The following is an 18,220-nucleotide window of genomic DNA, read 5'->3' as shown; positions in this document are numbered from 1 at the left end:
AACAACAACTATTTCCACTATTATAAACTATACGTCAGTGAAATCAAAAAACTTTTGAGGATAAGTATTGTAAAGAGGCGGTTCTCTCCGCCTCTTTACATATACCAAAGCAATTCATACCCCATCTTCTTCCCTTTCTCGCTCTCCTGCTCAACCACTTTCCAAATCCCGTTTTCTTTCAGAACTCTGTAATAAAAATTGGTCCCGTCGGCTTTCTTGAAAAGAATAAAGGCTTCATCGCCTTTTACAAAGGTAACGGGACTAATCACATTTTTGTAAGGCGGTTGAATCTCCGTGCTAAGAATATTGATGACAATTTCTTCAGCGATATGTGCCAGTGAATTGAAATCATTTTGTTTCTCCGCTTTGTAGCGCAGCTGGTTATAATCGTATCGTTCATAAGGAAGTAAATTTAAGTGGAAAGACTTTTTAATGTCGATGAGTGCTTCCTTATAAAATTGTTGCAACTTTTTTTCCTCGTCATCGCCAACATGCTGAAAATCGAGCAGTTTAACGCCTTTCGCACTGATTCCGAACTGCAATGTCTCCTTGCCGTATGGCGGATTTTCAGCCGTTTCAAATGTCTTTACTTGAACTTCCACTGTGAAGGAAAACCCGCCTTCATCTTCCCGCTGGATCGTCACTATTTTTGCATCGTGCAATCCATACGATTTATCGTAGCCATAATAGGCGATGATTCCTTCCGAAATATACGGTTGAAGTGTCGTTAGCAGCGCGTCTTTGATGGATTGTTGGTCAATATTTCGTTCTTCCGCTTTTGGCAACATAGGGTGGATGAGCATCGAAGTCATGAGGAATAGAAAGAACAACCTAAGCCATTTCAAGTCTAAACCCTCCTTTTCAGGTTTTACTCTTATGTTTTCCTATGTGAATGAAACGATACGTTTCCGAAAAATATAGCCTTGAATGAAGGCAATTGCGCTATAATGGATGAAATTGAAAATACGGATAACGGAGGATCATATGAAGAAATATATGGGTGAAATCGGATTGCTGTTAACGGCCATCATATGGGGAAGTGGGTTTGTCGGAAGTGCTGTAGCATTGGAAACATACACACCTTATCAGATTTTAGCGGGCAGGTTTCTAATTGGCGCTGTTTTATTATGTGCCGTCTTTTATAAAAAATTGAAGCTCATTTCAAAAAGCGCATTGATCAAAGGAGCCATCATCGGTGTGTTCTTATACATAGCGTTCGTGTTGCAAACGGTCGGCCTTCAATATACGACGCCATCCAAAAATGCGTTTCTGACGGCGGTGAATGTGGTCATCGTACCGTTTATCGGGCTGTTAATTTATAGAAGGAAACTGGATTTGTTCGAGGTCGTTGGCGCTTTTCTGGCGATGTTCGGCGTGGCGGTTTTGTCTCTCCAATGGTCAGCTGGCATCAATCTCGGAGATTTCTTATCGTTCTGCTGTGCAATCGGCTTCGCATTCCATATTTTCTATACGGCCCAATTCGTGAAAACGGAAGATCCGATTGTCCTGACAATCGTACAAATGGTGACTGCGACTGTCATCGGCTTCGTCGTTGTGTTGTTGAAAGGGGAGACGGCGTTCAGCATGCAACCGGAAGGGTTAACGTCTTTACTCTATTTAGGCGTTTTCTCAACAACGATTGCGTTTTTATTGCAAACCGTCTCGCAGAAATTCATTACAGAAACGAAAGCAGCAATCATCCTTTCGACGGAATCGTTATGGGGAATGGTCTTTTCCGTCATTCTGTTGAGCGAAATCCTTACGCTTAAGATGGGGATTGGTGCGGTTTTAATACTTGCTGCGATTATTTTATCGGAGACCAAATTAGGTTTTTTGACAAAAGGAAAACAAGTTCAATTATAAAAAAGATTCTTGTTGACCTGTCCCTTGCAGGCAGGTTTATAGTGGAATCAAAGGGAGGGGAACTATGTTATCAATCGGGAGAACAGCTTATTTAGTCGGGCTGACGACGAAAGCAATCAAGCATTATGAGGAGATCGGACTCGTCCAGCCTACCTATGTGAGTCCGGAGTCGGGATACCGGTTTTATTCGCAGAAGGAACAGCAACAGCTCGTGCGAATCAAGACATTAAGGAATTTCGGCGTGTCCCTTTCCGACATTTTGCGGGAAGGGGATGAACAGATGGAGTCGTTGTTGAGGAATCGGAAAAAGGAAATCGAGGATGAAATCAACAAACTGCAAGGGAAGATGGAAGGAATCGATCAATTATTAAGCAAAGGGGAGAAGGAAATGGAAACACGTATTGTCGAAAGCGAAGGGTTTACAGTGAGAGGGTACCAAATGAAGGGACCTGTATCTGAAATTCCGGCAGAATGGGATCGGTTAATCAAAGAGATTAATGAGAAAGATGTCGCTGTTGAAGAATCATTTGGTGTCTGCTTGAGTATGGAGAACGACATCATCCATTATATCGCGGGGCTGAAAGCAGAGTTTACGGAAGGGTTCCCAGACACGAAAGAGGTCGTTATTCCGGCGGGTAAGTTCATCGTTGCGAAAGTGGAAGGCGGCATTCCGGGAATCCCGGCTACGTATGACTACATCATTCAAATGGAGGACATCAAACTGCGGGATTGCTACGATTTCGAGCGATACGTCCATCCGGCTGGAGCAACGGAAGACGTTATAGAGATTTGGATGCCGATTGAGTGAGGGGACAAAATGTGGAAGAGAATTGAATGTGTTGCAGTCTATACTGAAGACATTGAGGAGTCAGTCGCATTTTACGAATCCTTAGGGTTACAGAAGACTTGGGAGACATTTCAGGACGAAGAAAAGAAGTGGGCACTTATTGGAATGCAGTTTCCTGATGGTAACTCGGAGCTTGTGTTGAAAAATAATCCTGATTTGAATTTTGCTGAGATAGAAATAGTCGTTGATGATGTTCACGAGACATACAAGGCTTTACAGTCAAAGCAAGGGGTTCAATGGATCCGCAAGCCGTTTCCTAATACTCTTGGCGGGCACGTAGCTGTTATGGAAGCACCTGACAAAAATGTTTTTGTGTTAGTTGGGAAATAGTAGTAATATGAAAATGAAAAACAATTAAGTTACTAAGAGCCAAGCCGAAAACAAAGGGGAGTAGTGGAATGGAAACACGCGTTGAACATGTCGAGCAATTCAAGGTAAAAGGCTATGAAATGAATGGGCCAGTAACGGAGATTCCGAAGCTTTGGGATGAATTGAACGGGGTTATTCAAGAAAAGGGAGCGACGCCTGAAGAGTCGTTTGGAATCACGTTAGGAATGGGTAATGGAAACTTTCACTACTTGGCGGGCATTAAATCGGAGTTGGCAGAAGGTTTTACAGATACGAAGGAATTGTTGATTCCAAGCGGTAAATTTATTGTCGCAAAGGTTGAAGGCGGAGTTGAAGCCATTCCGGCTGCTTTTGATGCGTTGTTGCGCAATCCGGATGTGACACTTAGACATAGCTATGGGTTTGAGCGATATATTCATCCTGTAGGTTCTAAGGGATACGAGACGGAAGTTTGGGTGGCGATCGAATAAGACAGGATCTGGCTTTTGCCGGGTCTTTTTTTATTGAATAATATGAATCTAAAAGGTGTTCGTAACGTAGATAAATATAGAGATTAACGGGGGGTGTTTATATGTGGATTGTGTGGATCATGATATTTTTACTCATCATCATATTGCTCTTGGTGAATGTGGTTTATTGTCTTTTAAAGATTAGCAATCAATTAAAACAGATTTCAGAGCATTTTAATGTGAAAGAAAAAGAAGTAGTCACAATGACTGATGAAGAGATTGAAAAGGAATTGGAAGACGAATTCAAGAAATAAAGCAGCATGAGAGAGGGTGGCAGCATGAAAGAAATTTATCGGAAGACGTCGATTGCCGGTTTTATTAGCGGCATCGGTATGATCTTATTTTGCATTCTTTATTATTTTATTTGGTATGAAGGGTTTTCGGTAAATGGCGATGTATTGTTTGAAGTAGGGATTGGCGGATTGTTTGCGCTTGGGGCAGGGGTTTATTTCAAAAAAGCATACGAAAAGCTGACGGATCCTCCTGTTGTCGAAAGTGCCTGGGATATGGAAGCTATTGGAGAATTAAATCTAAAACGAGTGCCTTCGTTGCTGCCGAAATTTGTCCATGTCGATCATAATGGACAACCGTTGTTTCAGATCCAACCTACAAAAGGACGGTTGCGCAATGGCCTCCTCTTTTTCTCGTTGTTTGAAAAAGGAATGGTGTTTCCCGTTGAATACGACATAGCGTCAATGGACGGGCTACCCATAGCAACTATCCGAATCAAAAACAATGTGAAGCAATTTTTGTTAACGTTGAAGAAACCCGATGGCACGGTATTAGGACAATACATACAACACTTATCCAAATCGGCAATGAAAAACCGGGGCACTCTTTATCATGCGGATGGCACGGTCTGGCGGCAGCTAGAAGCGAACAACATGGCGGGGGATATCGATGTGACAGATGAGGATGGAAATCGGACAGCTTCGTATCGCTACGGCTTGTTTCCTTACGCGACGCTTCCTGCCTTCCAAAGCACGGCCCATCATGAGCATGTCAGTTTCGGGGCCCATATTTCATCCGATGAAAAGTTTGCTTACGTCATGATCTTTTTCTTTTGGTTGGATGTATGAGTAAAGGGATATTTTCCATGCATGAGGATTTGAGTAAGGATAAGTTTTGAAGGAACTGGTATCACTAATTTTCCTGAAACCGTTAGTTTTATAAAAACCTATCTGAAGGGGATAAAATTTTGTAAAGACAGACCATAAGAGCAAGATTGAGGACGAAAAGGAAGGCGATTACTTGTTAAAATGGGTTCAATACATGTAGGGAGCTAAGATCTTAGCGTTGAAAGGATAGTGAACCGTGATGGGAAATATCAATCTTTCATTTGAAGAGATGTGGGAAAAAATCATCGCTTGTGATCGTAAATATGATGGCCTTTTTTTTACGGCAGTAAAAACAACTAAAATATATTGCCGGCCTTCCTGCAGATCAAGGAAGCCTAAAAAAATGAATGTGGAGTTTTACCATGACATGAAAGAAGTTGAAAAAGCCGGATATCGAGCATGCAAAAGGTGCCAACCAGAGGCAGATCAGTCGCCGCATATTGAAATGGTTAGGAATATCATTAAATTTCTAGTCAATCACCATAAAAAGAATGTGGTATTAAAAGATATAGCGGATCAAGTTGGTTTAAGTCCTTTTTATTTGGAAAGGTTATTTAAACAAGAAACCAAGGAGACTCCGCGGGATTATTTAGAAAAAATACGAATTGATAAAGCAGCTCATCTTCTAAAAAGCTCGACTCTGACGAACCTTGAGATCTGCTATGAGGTGGGTTTCCGGAGTCCTTCTAATTTTTACAAAGCATTCCGGAACTTAAAAAACTGTTCACCTAGTGAATACCGAAAGGAATTTCTTCATGAATTGGACGGATTATGAATCGCATTTGGAGATTTATCCTCCCGAGGACTTTAACTTTGAAGAGTGTTTAATTTTTTTAAGTAGATCCGACAGGGAAATCCTTCATAAAATTAAATCCGGATCTATATATAAACTACTAAAAGTGAAAGAATCCTTAATCTTATTCAAGATAGAACATACTGAAAACACGTTAAAGGTTGAATTTCCTATAAGTACTCCATCGATTCATTTGCGAGAAAAAGTGGCAGAGTACATATGGGAATGGTTCGATTTGGAAAGGGACTTAACAGGATTTTATCAAATGGCTTTACATGATAAAGTTTTAAAGAAACTAGTTCATAGCTATAATGGCTTGAGGATTATCTGTATGCCAGATTTATTTGAAGCACTAGTATGGGCGGTCATTGGACAGCAAATTAATTTAACATTTGCATACACATTAAAGAAACGTTTCGTGGAACAATATGGTGAAAGCCTTTGTTTTGAGGGTGAAACGTTTTGGATATTCCCATCAATTGAAAAAATAGCTTTAATAAGTATCGATGATTTAAGAAAACATCAATTTACTTCAAGGAAGGCAGAATATATTATTGGCATAGCTAAAACTATGTTAAATGGCGAATTGACAAAGGAAGTCTTACTGCAAAAGCAGGATTATGAGCAAGTTAAAAAAACATTAATGATGATAAAAGGTGTTGGAGCGTGGACTGCCGATTACGTTATGATGAAATGCTTACACAATACTTCTTCTTTACCAATAGCGGATGTCGGTCTTCATAACGCTATTAAGAATCTATTGGGATTAGATATGAAGCCGACCGTTGAAGAAATCAAAGAATATGCCGTTATTTGGGAAGGTTGGGAGGCATATGCTACTTTTTATCTTTGGAGGTCCTTATATGACAAAAAAATCTAAATTAGATTATGAATCACCGATAGGCTTGATAGAAATAATAGGTAATCATGATGCCGTTAACTCTATTATGTTCACTGAAAGGCGCGAAAAGGTGAATGTATTAACCGTTGAAACTCCCGCGGTTCTAGCGGAATGCTATAAACAATTTGACGAATATTTTAAAGGTGAACGTTATGAATTTACATTTCCTTTTCAGTTTGAAGGAACTGATTTTCAAAAAAGTGTATGGGAAGCTTTGAGAGAAATCCCTTACGCTGAAACGGCATCTTATAAGGATATCGCTGTTTCCATCGAAAACAAAAAGGCAATCAGAGCTGTAGGGAGTGCGAATGGGAAAAACAAGTTGAGCATTGTAATTCCCTGTCACAGAATAATCGGTTCAAATGGGAAATTAACGGGTTATGCAGGTGGTCTATGGAGAAAAGAATGGTTACTTCAACATGAGCAGTCTTGTAATAAGGACATATAGAATTCAGAAACTATAAGTCAGCCTCCATTAAAGAAAAAAATACCTAACAATTCCCTTGTGAAAAGGATTATGTTAGGTATGTTGCTTGTGACCGCTAACCTATTATATTTGTATGAGTAACAAAATGATTGAAGATAGACATAGACATGCACTCGCCAAAAACAAAAATGCGAGTACTTGCTTTGGTTTCAGGCCAGCACGTAGCAATCGATAATGGATTTGGCTAGCATCCGCTTGATAAATAGACTTGCCTTGGACAAAACGTTTGACGACGACAAAAAGATTGTCGAAGATTGGTACTCCCAATGCCAAAATGGGAATGAACAATGAGAGAACGGTTGCTTGTTTGAAGGCTCCATCCAATGCGATGACCGCAAGCAAGAATCCAAGGAAACTTGCACCTGCATCCCCCATGAAAATCTTGGCAGGCGGTTTATTAAAGCGCAAATAAGCTACCGTAATGCCGACTAGCACAATCGCCATCATAGCGGAATTTGGCTGGCCTTTTGCAACTGCAACAATAAAAAGCGTAACAGCCGATATTGCAACAAGTCCTCCCGCGAGCCCATCCATGCCATCCGAGAAATTAATTACCGTTGTCACTCCGAAGATCCATAAAATCGTCAGTAGAAACTGCAGAATAAATGGAAGGGTGACATATTCACCGGATAGCGGGTTGACGAAGCCGTTAAACGTGATGCCCGACGCAAAAACAAGAATCGCGGCGGATACTTGCACGAGGAATTTAGGCAATGCCGGGAAATCCTTTCCCTTCGTTTTGAACCAGTCGTCGATCGTTCCAATCGTTAACAGCAATACTCCTCCCCCAAAAAGTGCGCCGGTTTCCCAAGTAAACTCTCTAGTAAATAGAAGATAGACGGAAAAAAAGCCAATGAAAAGTGCATAACTCGCCGTCAGTGGAATCGGTTTACGGTGTAATTTTCGTTCGACGTTTTCCTGGGGTTTGTCCACAAAATCGAGTTGGAAAGCGAGCTTTCGCAACGGGGGAATCAAAGCGTATACAATAAGAAATGATACTAAAAAAGCTAGTATGTACAAGAACTTTCACCACCGTTTTAGAAATTTTCTATTAATAAAGGACGTATTACTTTTAAGATGGTTCCCCATTTACTTGGGGCATTTCCCAATTCATCATATCGCCGTCCAGTCCAGTCCTTTTCATCCCCAACTTTTCCAACACTTTGATCGAAGCAAGATTATGGTGTAAACATTCGGCAACGATTTTCTTCACTCGCCCCGAAGCAAATGCCCATTCAACAAGAGCACGCACTGCCTCGGTCGCGTACCCTTTGTTTTGTGCAGAAGGAATGATGCCATAGCCGATTTCCACTGTTTTGTCTGAAGTCGGTTTCCCTTTAAATCCGATATCTCCAACAATCGTATTCGTTTCTTGATCCACAACGAACCAAACACCCCATCCGAATTGGGAATCGTCGTCTTGAAGTTCGGCTATATGTCCTTTAACGTGATCTCCTATTTCATAATCCTCAGGCGAAATGGTTGATAGAAATTCAGGTGTACAAGCTATTAATTGAAGTCTATTAGTATTGATGATCATGAGAATACCTCCTGAATAAGTCGTTATGTTAAGTATACTTGGAATGCTAGATATGAGTATAAAATTCTTTTTCAATTGTGTTGACTCTCACGTTACGTCATACTCTATAGTCAATAGTGAAGGGAGGCGGGGAATATGAAAGTGAAAGAAGTAGCGGATTTGACCGGTGTGAGTGTGCGCACGCTCCATCATTATGATGAAATCGGTTTACTCGTTCCGGACGAAGTGACGGAGGCGGGCTATCGGGTGTATTCCGATGAAAACTTGACGACCCTCCAGCAAATCCTATTCTTTCGTGAAGTCGGCTTCCCTTTGAAGAAAATCAAGGAGCTGTTGGATAGCCCGTCATTCAACAGACTGGAGGCGTTCGAGCTACAACGAGACATGTTGGTCGCGAAGCGCAAGCAATTGGAGACGATGATTGAGACGATTGACAAGACGCTCCAATCCGAGAGAGGAGAAATGACAATGACGAACGAAGAGAAGTTTAAAGGGTTCGACTTCAGTTCGAATCCATATGAGCAGGAAGCGAGAGAACGTTGGGGGGATAAAGCGGTCGACAAGGCGAATAAAAATGTCGCGAACTTCGGCAAAGAAACCCAAGAGGAGATGAACCGCATTTATTTCAAACTCGCGGAGCTCCGCAATACCGACCCTGCTGCAGAAGAATCTCAAGCTGCAATTGGCGAGTGGTATACTTTCTTGAATAAAATTGGCGATTATCCATTGGAAGCGTTCGCCGGACTTGGTGAAATGTATGTCGCGGATGAACGATTTACGAAGAACATTGACAAATTCGGGGAAGGATTGGCCGTATTCATGCGGGATGCGATGAATGTGTATGCGGAACGCGGGGGAAGGGAGTAAAGGTGATCAACGATTTCGCGTAGAATGCCTTTCGACAATTATTTATGCGCGAATAAAGGCGTTTATGCGCTTTTGAATCGATTTATGCGTAATTCGCCATCGTTATGCGTGAGTTCTGGCATTTATGCGCTTCTCGGCTAATTTATGCGCTTTTTCGCCGATTTATGCGTTTTTAGGAAGACATCCGACTTTTTGGATGTCTTTTTTTGATAAAAAAACCTTCTAGACGTTTCCGGTTAGTTGGCGTATTGTTGAATAAATACATCAACGGGAGTGATTGCAGATGAACGCAACTGAATTTTGCGAACGGTACGCAGTGGAACGGAAAGGGACGAATTCATTAAAATGGGATGCGCTTGACGTACGGTTCGGCGACCCGGATCTCATCGCCGCCTGGGTAGCCGACATGGAATTCAAAGCACCCGAAGCCGTCTTGGACGCCTTGCAGCAACGGGTTGCACACGGCGTATTCGGCTACTCCTTCGTGCCCGATTCGTTCTATGATTCCTTCATTGATTGGGAGAAACAGCATCATGGCTATGAAGTGAAAAAGGAATGGATGCGGTTTTCTACAGGTGTCGTCACCGCGCTGTACTGGTTTGTCAACGCCTTTACGAAACCGGATGAATCCGTATTGATTTTGACACCCGTCTACTATCCATTCCATAATGCCGTGAAAGATACGGGACGGAAATTAGTGACGTGCGAGCTTGTGAATGAAAATGGGAACTATCGTATCGACTTTGAAGCATTTGAAAAAAGCATTGTCGACAATGACGTGAAACTGTTCATCCAATGCTCGCCGCATAACCCGGTCGGCCGCGTGTGGACAGAAGAGGAGTTACGGAAGATCCTATCGATCTGCCAAAAGCATAACGTCCTCGTCATATCGGATGAAATCCACCAAGATCTTGTTATGGAAGGGCATACGCATATTCCTTCCGCAATTATATATGGCGGTGAATTCGCAGACCAGCTCATTACTGTCACGGCACCGTCTAAAACATTCAATCTTGCTGGGCTGTTGACGTCGTTTATCATCATCGAGAATGAACAGCTTCGTACACAATTCGATGCATATGTGAAAACGGTTAATCAAACAGAAGTGAATATTTTAGGACTTGCTGCTGCAGAAGCGGCTTATCGACATGGGCAAGAATGGCTTGATGGACTGAAAGCTGTTATCCGTCATAATTACGAACATGTGAAACAGCATCTTCACGAGAAGGCGCCGGAAATTATTATCTCGCCTTTAGAAGGGACATATTTGGTCTGGCTTGATTTACGGAACGTTATTGATGCGGAAAAGACGAAGGAATTCATTCAGGATCGCTGCCGGATTGCCGTTGACTTCGGTGAATGGTTCAGCGCAGAAGCGAAAGGGTTCATTCGCTTGAATATGGCGACAGAGCCTAGATTCGTCGAGCTTGCTGTTAAAAACATCTTGGCGAACTTGGAGAAGTGACGACTATTCAGTCCTCGCTGAAAGTTTTTAATAATATGGCAGTACATTCGACCTGATTAGTAGTATAATAGGAAAACCATCGACCGACGACCCATTGTGACTACCTATACATCCACAGAAATCGCTTACCCATGGGAATGAAAATTCTTTTGGGAGTGAAACTCTACATCTAGTTAAAACGTATAATACATAGATAGATAAAACGGTTGAACTGTCCGCCCCAGAGTAAATGTCTACAACTTAAGACTTAGAAGTTTTCCACCTGCAGACGGTTTAGCTTCCCGAAAAAAATGTACATACTGTAGATAGAGATGAGTTAGGGGTTGGAATAATGGGGGAAACGATCTATATTGTACTGACTGACACGGGAACCTTACTGTCTAAGGCGATCGGCATGTATACGCGGAAGGATTTAAATCATGCGTCGATTGCATTCGATGAGCAATTGACCGAGATTTATAGTTTCGGCCGGAAGCAGCAATACAATCCGTTCCTTGGTGGGTTCGTGCGTGAAAATGTAATGGAAGGCATTTTTCGGGAGGCCGATTGCGCTGTATACCGTTGTGAAGTGTCAACGGAAGCGTACTTGCGGATTCGTCAGAAAATCGCCCAATTCGAGTTGAATCAACGTAATTATAAATACAATTTTATCGGTTTGTTCGGCGTGGCGCTGAATAGAGAGATTCGACGGAAAAGGGCATTTTTCTGTTCGCAATTCGTCGCGACTGTCTTGCAGGAGAGCGAGCCGCATCGACTCATGACGAGACCTTGCCTGACGATGCCGCATCATCTGGCGTGCTTGCCGCATATGGAACTTGTGTATGAAGGCGACTTGAAGACGTACGTAATGAAAGTAAGAGGGCTGCAAATGGAACGTCCGCTTCGTATGGGACTGTTGAAAAGCTTGGCGTTCCGTCTGCTTGCCTGATCTTTGAGCTTCTCCAATGAGAGAAGCTTTTTTTACTTGTTCGTGCGATAATGAAAAAAATGATCGAAAAAGGATGACACGATGACAAAAACAATTGATGTACAAGTGAACGCACAAAGTATAGCCGCCATAAAGAAGGGGTACCCATTAATTTTGAAAGACGCAGTGGTCAACCCCGAAGTGTTGAAAGAAGAAGGAACGATTATCCGTTTGGTCGATAAATACCGTAAATTTATTGCGAAAGGCTATTATGGGAATCAGAACAAAGGAATCGGCTGGGTGCTGACAAAAGATGACAACGAAGAAATCGATTTCACGTTTTTTGAATCAAAGATTTCTGCCGCTTTAGCAAGACGGGAATCCTTTTTCGAAGATAGCGAGACGACCGCATTCCGCGTCTTTAACGGGGAAGGCGATGGCATCGGTGGATTGACGATCGATTATTTCGATGGTTACTACATGGTGAGCTGGTATAGCGAAGGCATTTATTCCATGAAGCATCATGTGTATGGCGTGTTGGACAAGCTTGTGGATTATAAAGCGGTGTATGAGAAAAAACGGTTCGATACGAAAGGCCAATATATCGAGCAAGATGATTTTGTGAAAGGGACCCCTGGGGATTTCCCGATCATCATAAAGGAAAACGGCATGAACTTTGCTGTTGATTTGAATGATGGCGCGATGACGGGGATTTTCCTCGATCAGCGCGATGTGCGAAAAGCATTGCGGGACAAGTATTCGGAAGGCAAGCATGTGCTGAACACTTTTTCGTATACGGGTGCATTTTCGGTCGCAGCAGCTCTAGGGGGCGCACGCGAGACGACGAGCGTCGATTTGGCGAAGCGCAGTTTGCCGAAGACGATCGAGCAGTTCAGCGTGAACGGCATTGATTATGAAGCGCAAAACATCAAAGTGATGGATGTGTTCGATTATTTCCGTTACGCGAAACGCCATGAATTGAAATTCGATGTAGTTGTTTTGGATCCTCCGAGTTTTGCACGTTCGAAGAAATATACATTCAGCACGGCGAAGGATTATCCGGCTTTGTTGAAGGATGCAATCGATATCACAGAGAAGAACGGCATCATCATTGCATCGACGAATAACGCTAGCTTCAGCATGAAGAAATTCAAGACGTTCATCGAAAAAGGATTTGCGGATGCCGGTTCACGTTATAAAATCCTCGAGGAATCTTCATTGCCAAAGGATTTCCGCACAAGCCGCGACTTCCCGGAATTCAATTACTTGAAAGTCGTCATTTTGCAGAAGTTGAAATAAACGAGTGGACGCCATCTCCTGTGTGGGGGGTGGCTTTTTTTGATGTTGCAATTAACTGAAGGAAGTCGTTCAATAGATAGAAAGATAGAAGAGGGGGAGAGCGGATGATTGAGGCGGTTCTGCATGGTGCCATCCTGGCACTGGGGTTGATTTTACCGTTAGGCGCACAAAATTTATTTGTGTTCAATCAAGGGGCGTTGCAACCGAAGCTGGTGAGGGCACTTCCAGTCGTCATAACTGCGGGGATTTGTGATACGATTTTAATCGTTGCAGCTGTATCGGGTGTTTCCCTACTTATTTTGACGTTCCACTGGTTGGAAACAATCATGTTAGCTGTCGGCATCCTGTTTTTGCTTTACATCGGAATTTCTCTTTGGCGAAGCGCTCCTACATCAATGGAGTCAGAAGCGGAACGGTTTTCTCCGAAAAAACAGATCATGTTCGCCGCATCCGTCTCCTTACTGAATCCCCATGCAATCATCGATACAATCGGCGTCATCGGATCGAACGCATTGAGTTATTCGGGAGAGGCCCGATTCGCGTTCACGCTGACGACAATTATTATTTCATGGTGCTGGTTTTTCGGACTTGCCTTAGCTGGGCGGATGCTCGGAAAGATGGATACGAGCGGGAAATTCATCGGGTTGATGAATAAAATCTCCGCCGTCGTCGTCTGGGGCGTTGCTGTTTACATGGCAATCCGTTTAATCTTTTAACGGTGCCTGTGCACCACACATTTATGACAATTCAAGAAAACTAATAATAATACAGAAGTTAAGCCAACGAAATTTGACGTCGTTGGCTTTTTGATTTTCCTTTATACAATTGTAGTGCATAGTCTGAATAGTGTCTTGCACAGGCACCTTCATAAATACCTTAATAATTCTTTACATTAAGAAGATTTGTGCTTAACAATGACCACGTACAATATGGTCTGTAAGGGAACGAACGAGAAAAGGAGGTAAGGGTAGTATTCATACCCAACAATCTGTCAATCGGGCTACTAAACTATCAATTGCTAACTGGAGGAGACAAGTTGAAAAACATTGGACGGTTCATCACATTGCTCGTTTTCGTTTTAGTATTAAGCGCATGCGGAGACAACCAGGAAGGTACAGGCAGCAAAGATAACAAAGCTTCAGCGGATAGTGGCAGGACGGAAATTACGTATTGGTATGCATTCGGGGATAAGATTGGGGAAAACAATGAGAATTTAGTCAAAATGTTTAACGATTCACAAGATAAAATTTTAGTGAAGGCGGAGTTCCAAGGGAATTACGCTGACCTTCATTCTAAAACGCAAGCGGCTTTCGCAGCGAAAAATGCGCCGGAAGTTACGTTGAATGAAATCGCTTCGATGGGCGTTTTTGCTCGTTCTGGAATGACGGAAAACTTGACGCCGTTCATCGAAAGAGACAGCGACATCAATTTGGAAGATTTCAATCCGGGTCTGATGGGCAACTCGTATGTGGACGGTAACATCTACGGACTTCCGTATTTGCGGAGCACGCCGATCCTCTACATGAACGTGACGATGTTGGAGGAAGCGGGCCTTGACCCAGCAGGTCCGAAAAACTGGAAGGAATTCGAAGAGTATTTACGTGCTTTGACTGTGGAAGGCAAAAGTGTCGGTCTGAGTATGCCGGTAGGAATTTGGAACTTTGAGGCGTTCGTTGGTGCTGGTGGCGGCGATATGCTAGCTTCAGATGATTCCGAAGTGACATTCAATGGAACAGCCGGGGTGGAAGCGCTGGAATTTTGGAAACACCTTACACAAGAAGGTATCTTGAAAATCCATACCGGTGATGAATCGTCTGCGCAAGCTTCACAAGACTTTGCAAACGGCAGATCTGCGATGATGTTCGCATCCACTGCAAACTTGACGCATACCTTGGCGGTCGCAGAGGAGAATGGATTTGAACTCAACACGGCATTCATGCCATCGAATAAAACGAGCGGTGTGCCGACAGGCGGTGCAAACCTTGTTATGACGGCAGGTCTGTCACCTGAAAAACAGGAAGCCGCATGGGAATTCATCAAATGGATGACAGCGAAAGAACAGACCATCTATGCGAGCACGTACACAGGCTATTTGCCGAGCCGACTTTCCGCTATTGATTCGGATGAGATGCAAAGCTTGTATAAGGAAATCCCTCAATACAAAGTGGCTGTCGACCAATTGCAATATGGAAAAGCACGGCCGATGGCGGATGCCTATCCTGAGATTTCGAAAATCTTGGAGGATGAAATTACGAGAAGTTTACTGGAGCCGGATTTATCAGCAAAAGAAGCATTGGATAAAGCAGCTGAGTTGTCGAATCCCCTCTTACAATAATCCGATTCGGGAAGATGGGCAATCGAGCCCCCTCTTCCTGTTTTCGTAAAGGAGACGATCACATTGAAATGGATGGAGCAAGTGAAAGTGACGATTTTCGATATGGACGGGACGTTGTATCAGGACGATGCTTTTTTAGGGCGGTATATAACGTATTTATTGGACGAAGTCGTAGACGAAGAGAATATGAGTGATGTCGTGTCCGAAGCGTACGATATTCTCGATGGCAATCATATTGTGCAGCTTGGCCATTTCTTTGATCGGAAACAGCATTTTTTCTATGAGCATGATCAGTTCTTGCCGACGAACTGTTATTCATGGGACGGCAAGAAGCATGAACATTCGATTGAGGAAGTTACATCACTCCTCTTCATCGGAGATCCGTGGGGCATCGCCAATCTATATGCAGAAAAATACGGCATACCACGTGAAAAGCGGAACGAGGCTTTTGAAAAAGTACGTTACGAAATGATTCAAAAGCCTTTTGAAATCAGACGCCATACGCCTTTATTCGAAAGCATCGCAGCACTCAGTACAAAGAAAAAAATATTCATGACGAATACGCCAGGGGATACCGGTCCAGCTTTCGTCACGTATTTGAATATCGGATCGATGTTTGATGATTATGTGTACGACGCAAAGAAGCCACTTGGGATGGAAACGATCGTGAAAGGGCTATTGAAAGAAGGGTATGCTCCGGACGAAATCCTTTCCATCGGAGATAATCCATACAATGATTTGGCGCCTGTCCGAAAACTTGGTGGACGCACTTGCCTCATTTCACCGTACACGCATTTTGGAAAACATGAGTGGGATCATACTGTCAAAACGGTGGAAGAGTTGGCTGACTTTTTACGTCAACCGTCTGTTGTGAAGCTATAAAGCGAAGAGGAGATGAACGGAATGGCTGAAATCAGATTAGTGAACATCGTGAAAAAGTTCGATGAGGATACAGTGGTGAACAACTTGAATCTCACAATCGAGGACGGTTCATTCACCGTTATCGTTGGTCCTTCCGGCTGCGGGAAATCGACGACCCTCCGGATGATTGCTGGATTGGAAACACCGACGAGCGGTGAAATCTGGATTGGTGATGATTGTGTGACGAATGTGGAGCCGGGCAAGCGGAATATCGCAATGGTTTTCCAAAACTATGCGCTCTACCCGACGATGACGGTTCGTAAAAATATCGAATTCGGCCTTGTGAATAAAAAGGTTCCAAAAGCGGAACGGGAGTCTTTAATTCGGGAAATTAGCGAGATTGTCGGTTTGACGGACCACTTGGATAAGAAGCCACATCAATTGTCAGGAGGGCAAAGGCAGCGGGTCGCATTGGCAAGAGCGATGGTGAAAAAGCCAAAAGTGTTCATACTGGATGAACCTCTTTCGAATTTGGACGCCAAACTGAGAGGGCAGATGAGACGAGAGCTGATCCAGCTGCATAAGCGTCTCGGCACGACGTTCGTTTACGTCACTCATGATCAGGTCGAGGCGATGTCGATGGGGGATCAGATCATTCTTCTCGATAAAGGCGTTACGCAACAAATGGATTCTCCTATGAATATGTATCATGACCCGAATAATGTGTTCACTGCTGAATTCATCGGTACACCGCCAATGAATATTCTCGAGCGTGGACATTTGAATACTGTATTACCGACGTTATTCGAAAATGTGAAATACGTCGGATTCAAGCCTGAGCATGCGGAAATCATCGGGGAAACAGAGGAGCGAAGGACGGATCATGTCGTGCTGCAAAGTGAGATCCTGACGACAGAAACATTAGGGGCAGAAACGATCTACACGGTGTCAAATGTTGCTGGCATGATGAATGTGAAAAGCTTCGACAATCCAATCACGGAATCGAATAATGTACAAATCGCCATTCCGTACGAGAAACTTTATTTCTTCGACGAGCAGAAAGAACGGATCCGTTTCCTCGAAATCGACAGGGCTGTTTCTCAACCGAAGCCGGCAATCGTTGGAGGCGTCTAATATGACTCTTGCAAATCCTAACGAGATGATCAATCACAAACGCGAGCGGTCGACGTTTTCCGCTTTGAACTGGGTAGCGATCAGGCCTTACATGATGATTTTTCCATCAATTATTGTGTTCACGCTGTTTTTCCTCTATCCGATCGGTTATATGATTTATTTAAGCTTCTATGATTGGAACTTCATTAGCCCGGACAAAGATTACGTCGGCTTATCGAACTTTACGGCATTGCTGCAAGACCCGAAATTTCAGCAAGTGTTGCGCAACACATTCGTCTATTCATTCGCGACGGTGTCATTGACAATCAGCATCTCCTTATTATTAGCCCTTTGGTTGAATAAAAAAGGGGCGATGTACGGATTTGTGCAAGGGGCGATTTTCAGTCCGCATATTATCTCTCTCGTTTCAATCTCGATGCTTTGGATGTGGATCATGGATACGGATTACGGATTGCTGAATTGGTTTTTAAATCTGTTCGGCATCGCAAGTATCCCTTGGCTGACAGATCCGAAGACGTCGTTGTTGTCGCTCATTATCGTCGCGGTTTGGAAAGGGATCGGCTATTACACGCTTATTTTCATCGCAGGCCTGCAAAGTATTCCCAAAGACATTTACGAAGCGGCGGCACTTGATGATACGAGCAAGGTTCGGACCTTTTTCAAATTGACGTTGCCGATGCTGTCGCCGACGTTGTTCTTCTTGACGATTATCGGGCTAATCGGTTCGTTCCAAGTGTTCGAAACGATTTCAATCATGACGAAAGGCGGTCCGATTAATTCAACGAATACGATCGTCTATTACATTTATGAAAATGGCTTCCGGTTCTTCAAAATTGGTTATGCCTCGACTGCCGGTGTCATCTTGCTGTTTGTCGTCGGCATATTCACGTTTCTTTATTTCAAACTGCTGTCACGAAAAGTCCATTACCAATCATGAAAGGTAGGA

General features: G+C 43.3%; 21 protein-coding genes. 18 read left to right on the top strand and 3 right to left on the bottom strand.

Annotation, left to right across the window (positions count from 1 at the left end; genetic code table 11):
* Positions 1-95: 95 nt before the first annotated feature.
* Entirely contained in the window at positions 96-845 is a 750-nt protein-coding gene (locus tag MHZ92_RS03700) for a DUF3888 domain-containing protein (protein ID WP_239430197.1), read from the bottom strand.
* Between the two features lie 139 nt (positions 846-984).
* Between MHZ92_RS03700 and MHZ92_RS03695 the strand changes: the two genes are divergently transcribed.
* The 9 genes from MHZ92_RS03695 to MHZ92_RS03655 all read left to right on the top strand — a co-directional run bounded on the left by MHZ92_RS03695 (position 985) and on the right by MHZ92_RS03655 (position 6,827).
* The gene (locus MHZ92_RS03695) at positions 985-1,863 is read left to right on the top strand and encodes a DMT family transporter (protein ID WP_239430196.1); all 879 of its coding nucleotides are present in this window, start codon (positions 985-987) and stop codon (positions 1,861-1,863) included.
* Between the two features lie 64 nt (positions 1,864-1,927).
* Positions 1,928-2,671, top strand: a complete 744-nt coding sequence (locus MHZ92_RS03690; RefSeq protein ID WP_239430195.1) for a GyrI-like domain-containing protein — start codon at positions 1,928-1,930, stop codon at positions 2,669-2,671.
* 9 nt (positions 2,672-2,680) lie between these two features.
* Entirely contained in the window at positions 2,681-3,040 is a 360-nt protein-coding gene (locus tag MHZ92_RS03685; protein ID WP_239430194.1) for a VOC family protein, read from the top strand.
* Between the two features lie 68 nt (positions 3,041-3,108).
* Positions 3,109-3,528 (top strand): GyrI-like domain-containing protein, encoded by a 420-nt coding sequence (locus tag MHZ92_RS03680; protein ID WP_239430193.1) that lies wholly within the window; start codon positions 3,109-3,111, stop codon positions 3,526-3,528.
* A 101-nt stretch (positions 3,529-3,629) separates the two neighbouring features.
* A complete protein-coding gene (locus MHZ92_RS03675) occupies positions 3,630-3,821 on the top strand; it encodes a hypothetical protein (protein WP_239430192.1) in 192 nt (63 codons plus the stop codon).
* Positions 3,822-3,845: 24 nt separating this feature from the next.
* Positions 3,846-4,646 carry a hypothetical protein gene (locus MHZ92_RS03670; protein WP_239430191.1) on the top strand — a complete coding sequence of 267 codons (801 nt, stop codon included), beginning with the start codon at positions 3,846-3,848 and terminating at the stop codon, positions 4,644-4,646.
* Between the two features lie 238 nt (positions 4,647-4,884).
* A complete protein-coding gene (locus MHZ92_RS03665; protein WP_239430190.1) occupies positions 4,885-5,460 on the top strand; it encodes a bifunctional transcriptional activator/DNA repair enzyme AdaA in 576 nt (191 codons plus the stop codon).
* Positions 5,441-6,358: a DNA-3-methyladenine glycosylase family protein gene (locus MHZ92_RS03660; RefSeq protein ID WP_239430189.1), complete on the top strand. Its 918-nt coding sequence runs from the start codon at positions 5,441-5,443 to the stop codon at positions 6,356-6,358. The genes MHZ92_RS03665 and MHZ92_RS03660 overlap by 20 nt, the downstream gene beginning before the upstream one ends.
* A complete protein-coding gene (locus tag MHZ92_RS03655; protein WP_239430188.1) occupies positions 6,342-6,827 on the top strand; it encodes a methylated-DNA--[protein]-cysteine S-methyltransferase in 486 nt (161 codons plus the stop codon). The genes MHZ92_RS03660 and MHZ92_RS03655 overlap by 17 nt, the downstream gene beginning before the upstream one ends.
* 102 nt (positions 6,828-6,929) lie before the next feature.
* On the opposite strand, the gene MHZ92_RS03650 is transcribed toward MHZ92_RS03655, so the two are convergent.
* Both MHZ92_RS03650 and MHZ92_RS03645 read right to left on the bottom strand, forming a co-directional pair.
* The gene (locus MHZ92_RS03650; RefSeq protein WP_239430187.1) at positions 6,930-7,886 is read right to left on the bottom strand and encodes an MraY family glycosyltransferase; all 957 of its coding nucleotides are present in this window, start codon (positions 7,884-7,886) and stop codon (positions 6,930-6,932) included.
* Between the two features lie 52 nt (positions 7,887-7,938).
* Positions 7,939-8,406 carry a GNAT family N-acetyltransferase gene (locus MHZ92_RS03645; RefSeq protein ID WP_239430186.1) on the bottom strand — a complete coding sequence of 156 codons (468 nt, stop codon included), beginning with the start codon at positions 8,404-8,406 and terminating at the stop codon, positions 7,939-7,941.
* A gap of 135 nt (positions 8,407-8,541) precedes the next feature.
* Between MHZ92_RS03645 and MHZ92_RS03640 the strand changes: the two genes are divergently transcribed.
* From MHZ92_RS03640 to MHZ92_RS03600, 9 genes are all read left to right on the top strand, one after another.
* Positions 8,542-9,273: a MerR family transcriptional regulator gene (locus MHZ92_RS03640; RefSeq protein ID WP_239430185.1), complete on the top strand. Its 732-nt coding sequence runs from the start codon at positions 8,542-8,544 to the stop codon at positions 9,271-9,273.
* 283 nt (positions 9,274-9,556) lie between these two features.
* On the top strand, positions 9,557-10,738 hold the full coding sequence (locus MHZ92_RS03635) for a MalY/PatB family protein (RefSeq protein ID WP_239430184.1): 1,182 nt from the start codon (positions 9,557-9,559) through the stop codon (positions 10,736-10,738).
* Positions 10,739-11,069: 331 nt separating this feature from the next.
* Positions 11,070-11,666: a hypothetical protein gene (locus MHZ92_RS03630; protein ID WP_239430183.1), complete on the top strand. Its 597-nt coding sequence runs from the start codon at positions 11,070-11,072 to the stop codon at positions 11,664-11,666.
* An 81-nt stretch (positions 11,667-11,747) separates the two neighbouring features.
* Entirely contained in the window at positions 11,748-12,944 is a 1,197-nt protein-coding gene (locus tag MHZ92_RS03625) for a class I SAM-dependent rRNA methyltransferase (RefSeq protein ID WP_239430182.1), read from the top strand.
* Positions 12,945-13,048: 104 nt separating this feature from the next.
* The gene (locus tag MHZ92_RS03620) at positions 13,049-13,660 is read left to right on the top strand and encodes a LysE/ArgO family amino acid transporter (RefSeq protein WP_239430181.1); all 612 of its coding nucleotides are present in this window, start codon (positions 13,049-13,051) and stop codon (positions 13,658-13,660) included.
* 320 nt (positions 13,661-13,980) lie between these two features.
* The gene (locus tag MHZ92_RS03615) at positions 13,981-15,279 is read left to right on the top strand and encodes an ABC transporter substrate-binding protein (protein ID WP_239430180.1); all 1,299 of its coding nucleotides are present in this window, start codon (positions 13,981-13,983) and stop codon (positions 15,277-15,279) included.
* A 63-nt stretch (positions 15,280-15,342) separates the two neighbouring features.
* Positions 15,343-16,161: an HAD family hydrolase gene (locus MHZ92_RS03610; protein WP_239430179.1), complete on the top strand. Its 819-nt coding sequence runs from the start codon at positions 15,343-15,345 to the stop codon at positions 16,159-16,161.
* A gap of 21 nt (positions 16,162-16,182) precedes the next feature.
* Positions 16,183-17,274, top strand: a complete 1,092-nt coding sequence (locus MHZ92_RS03605; protein ID WP_239430178.1) for an ABC transporter ATP-binding protein — start codon at positions 16,183-16,185, stop codon at positions 17,272-17,274.
* A gap of 25 nt (positions 17,275-17,299) precedes the next feature.
* Positions 17,300-18,211 carry a carbohydrate ABC transporter permease gene (locus tag MHZ92_RS03600; protein WP_239430495.1) on the top strand — a complete coding sequence of 304 codons (912 nt, stop codon included), beginning with the start codon at positions 17,300-17,302 and terminating at the stop codon, positions 18,209-18,211.
* Positions 18,212-18,220: the final 9 nt, after the last annotated feature.

It is taken from the genome of Sporosarcina sp. ACRSL (genome assembly GCF_022346605.1).
In the GTDB taxonomy this organism is placed as follows: domain Bacteria; phylum Bacillota; class Bacilli; order Bacillales_A; family Planococcaceae; genus Sporosarcina.
This window is presented reverse-complemented; position numbering and strand designations above follow the sequence as displayed.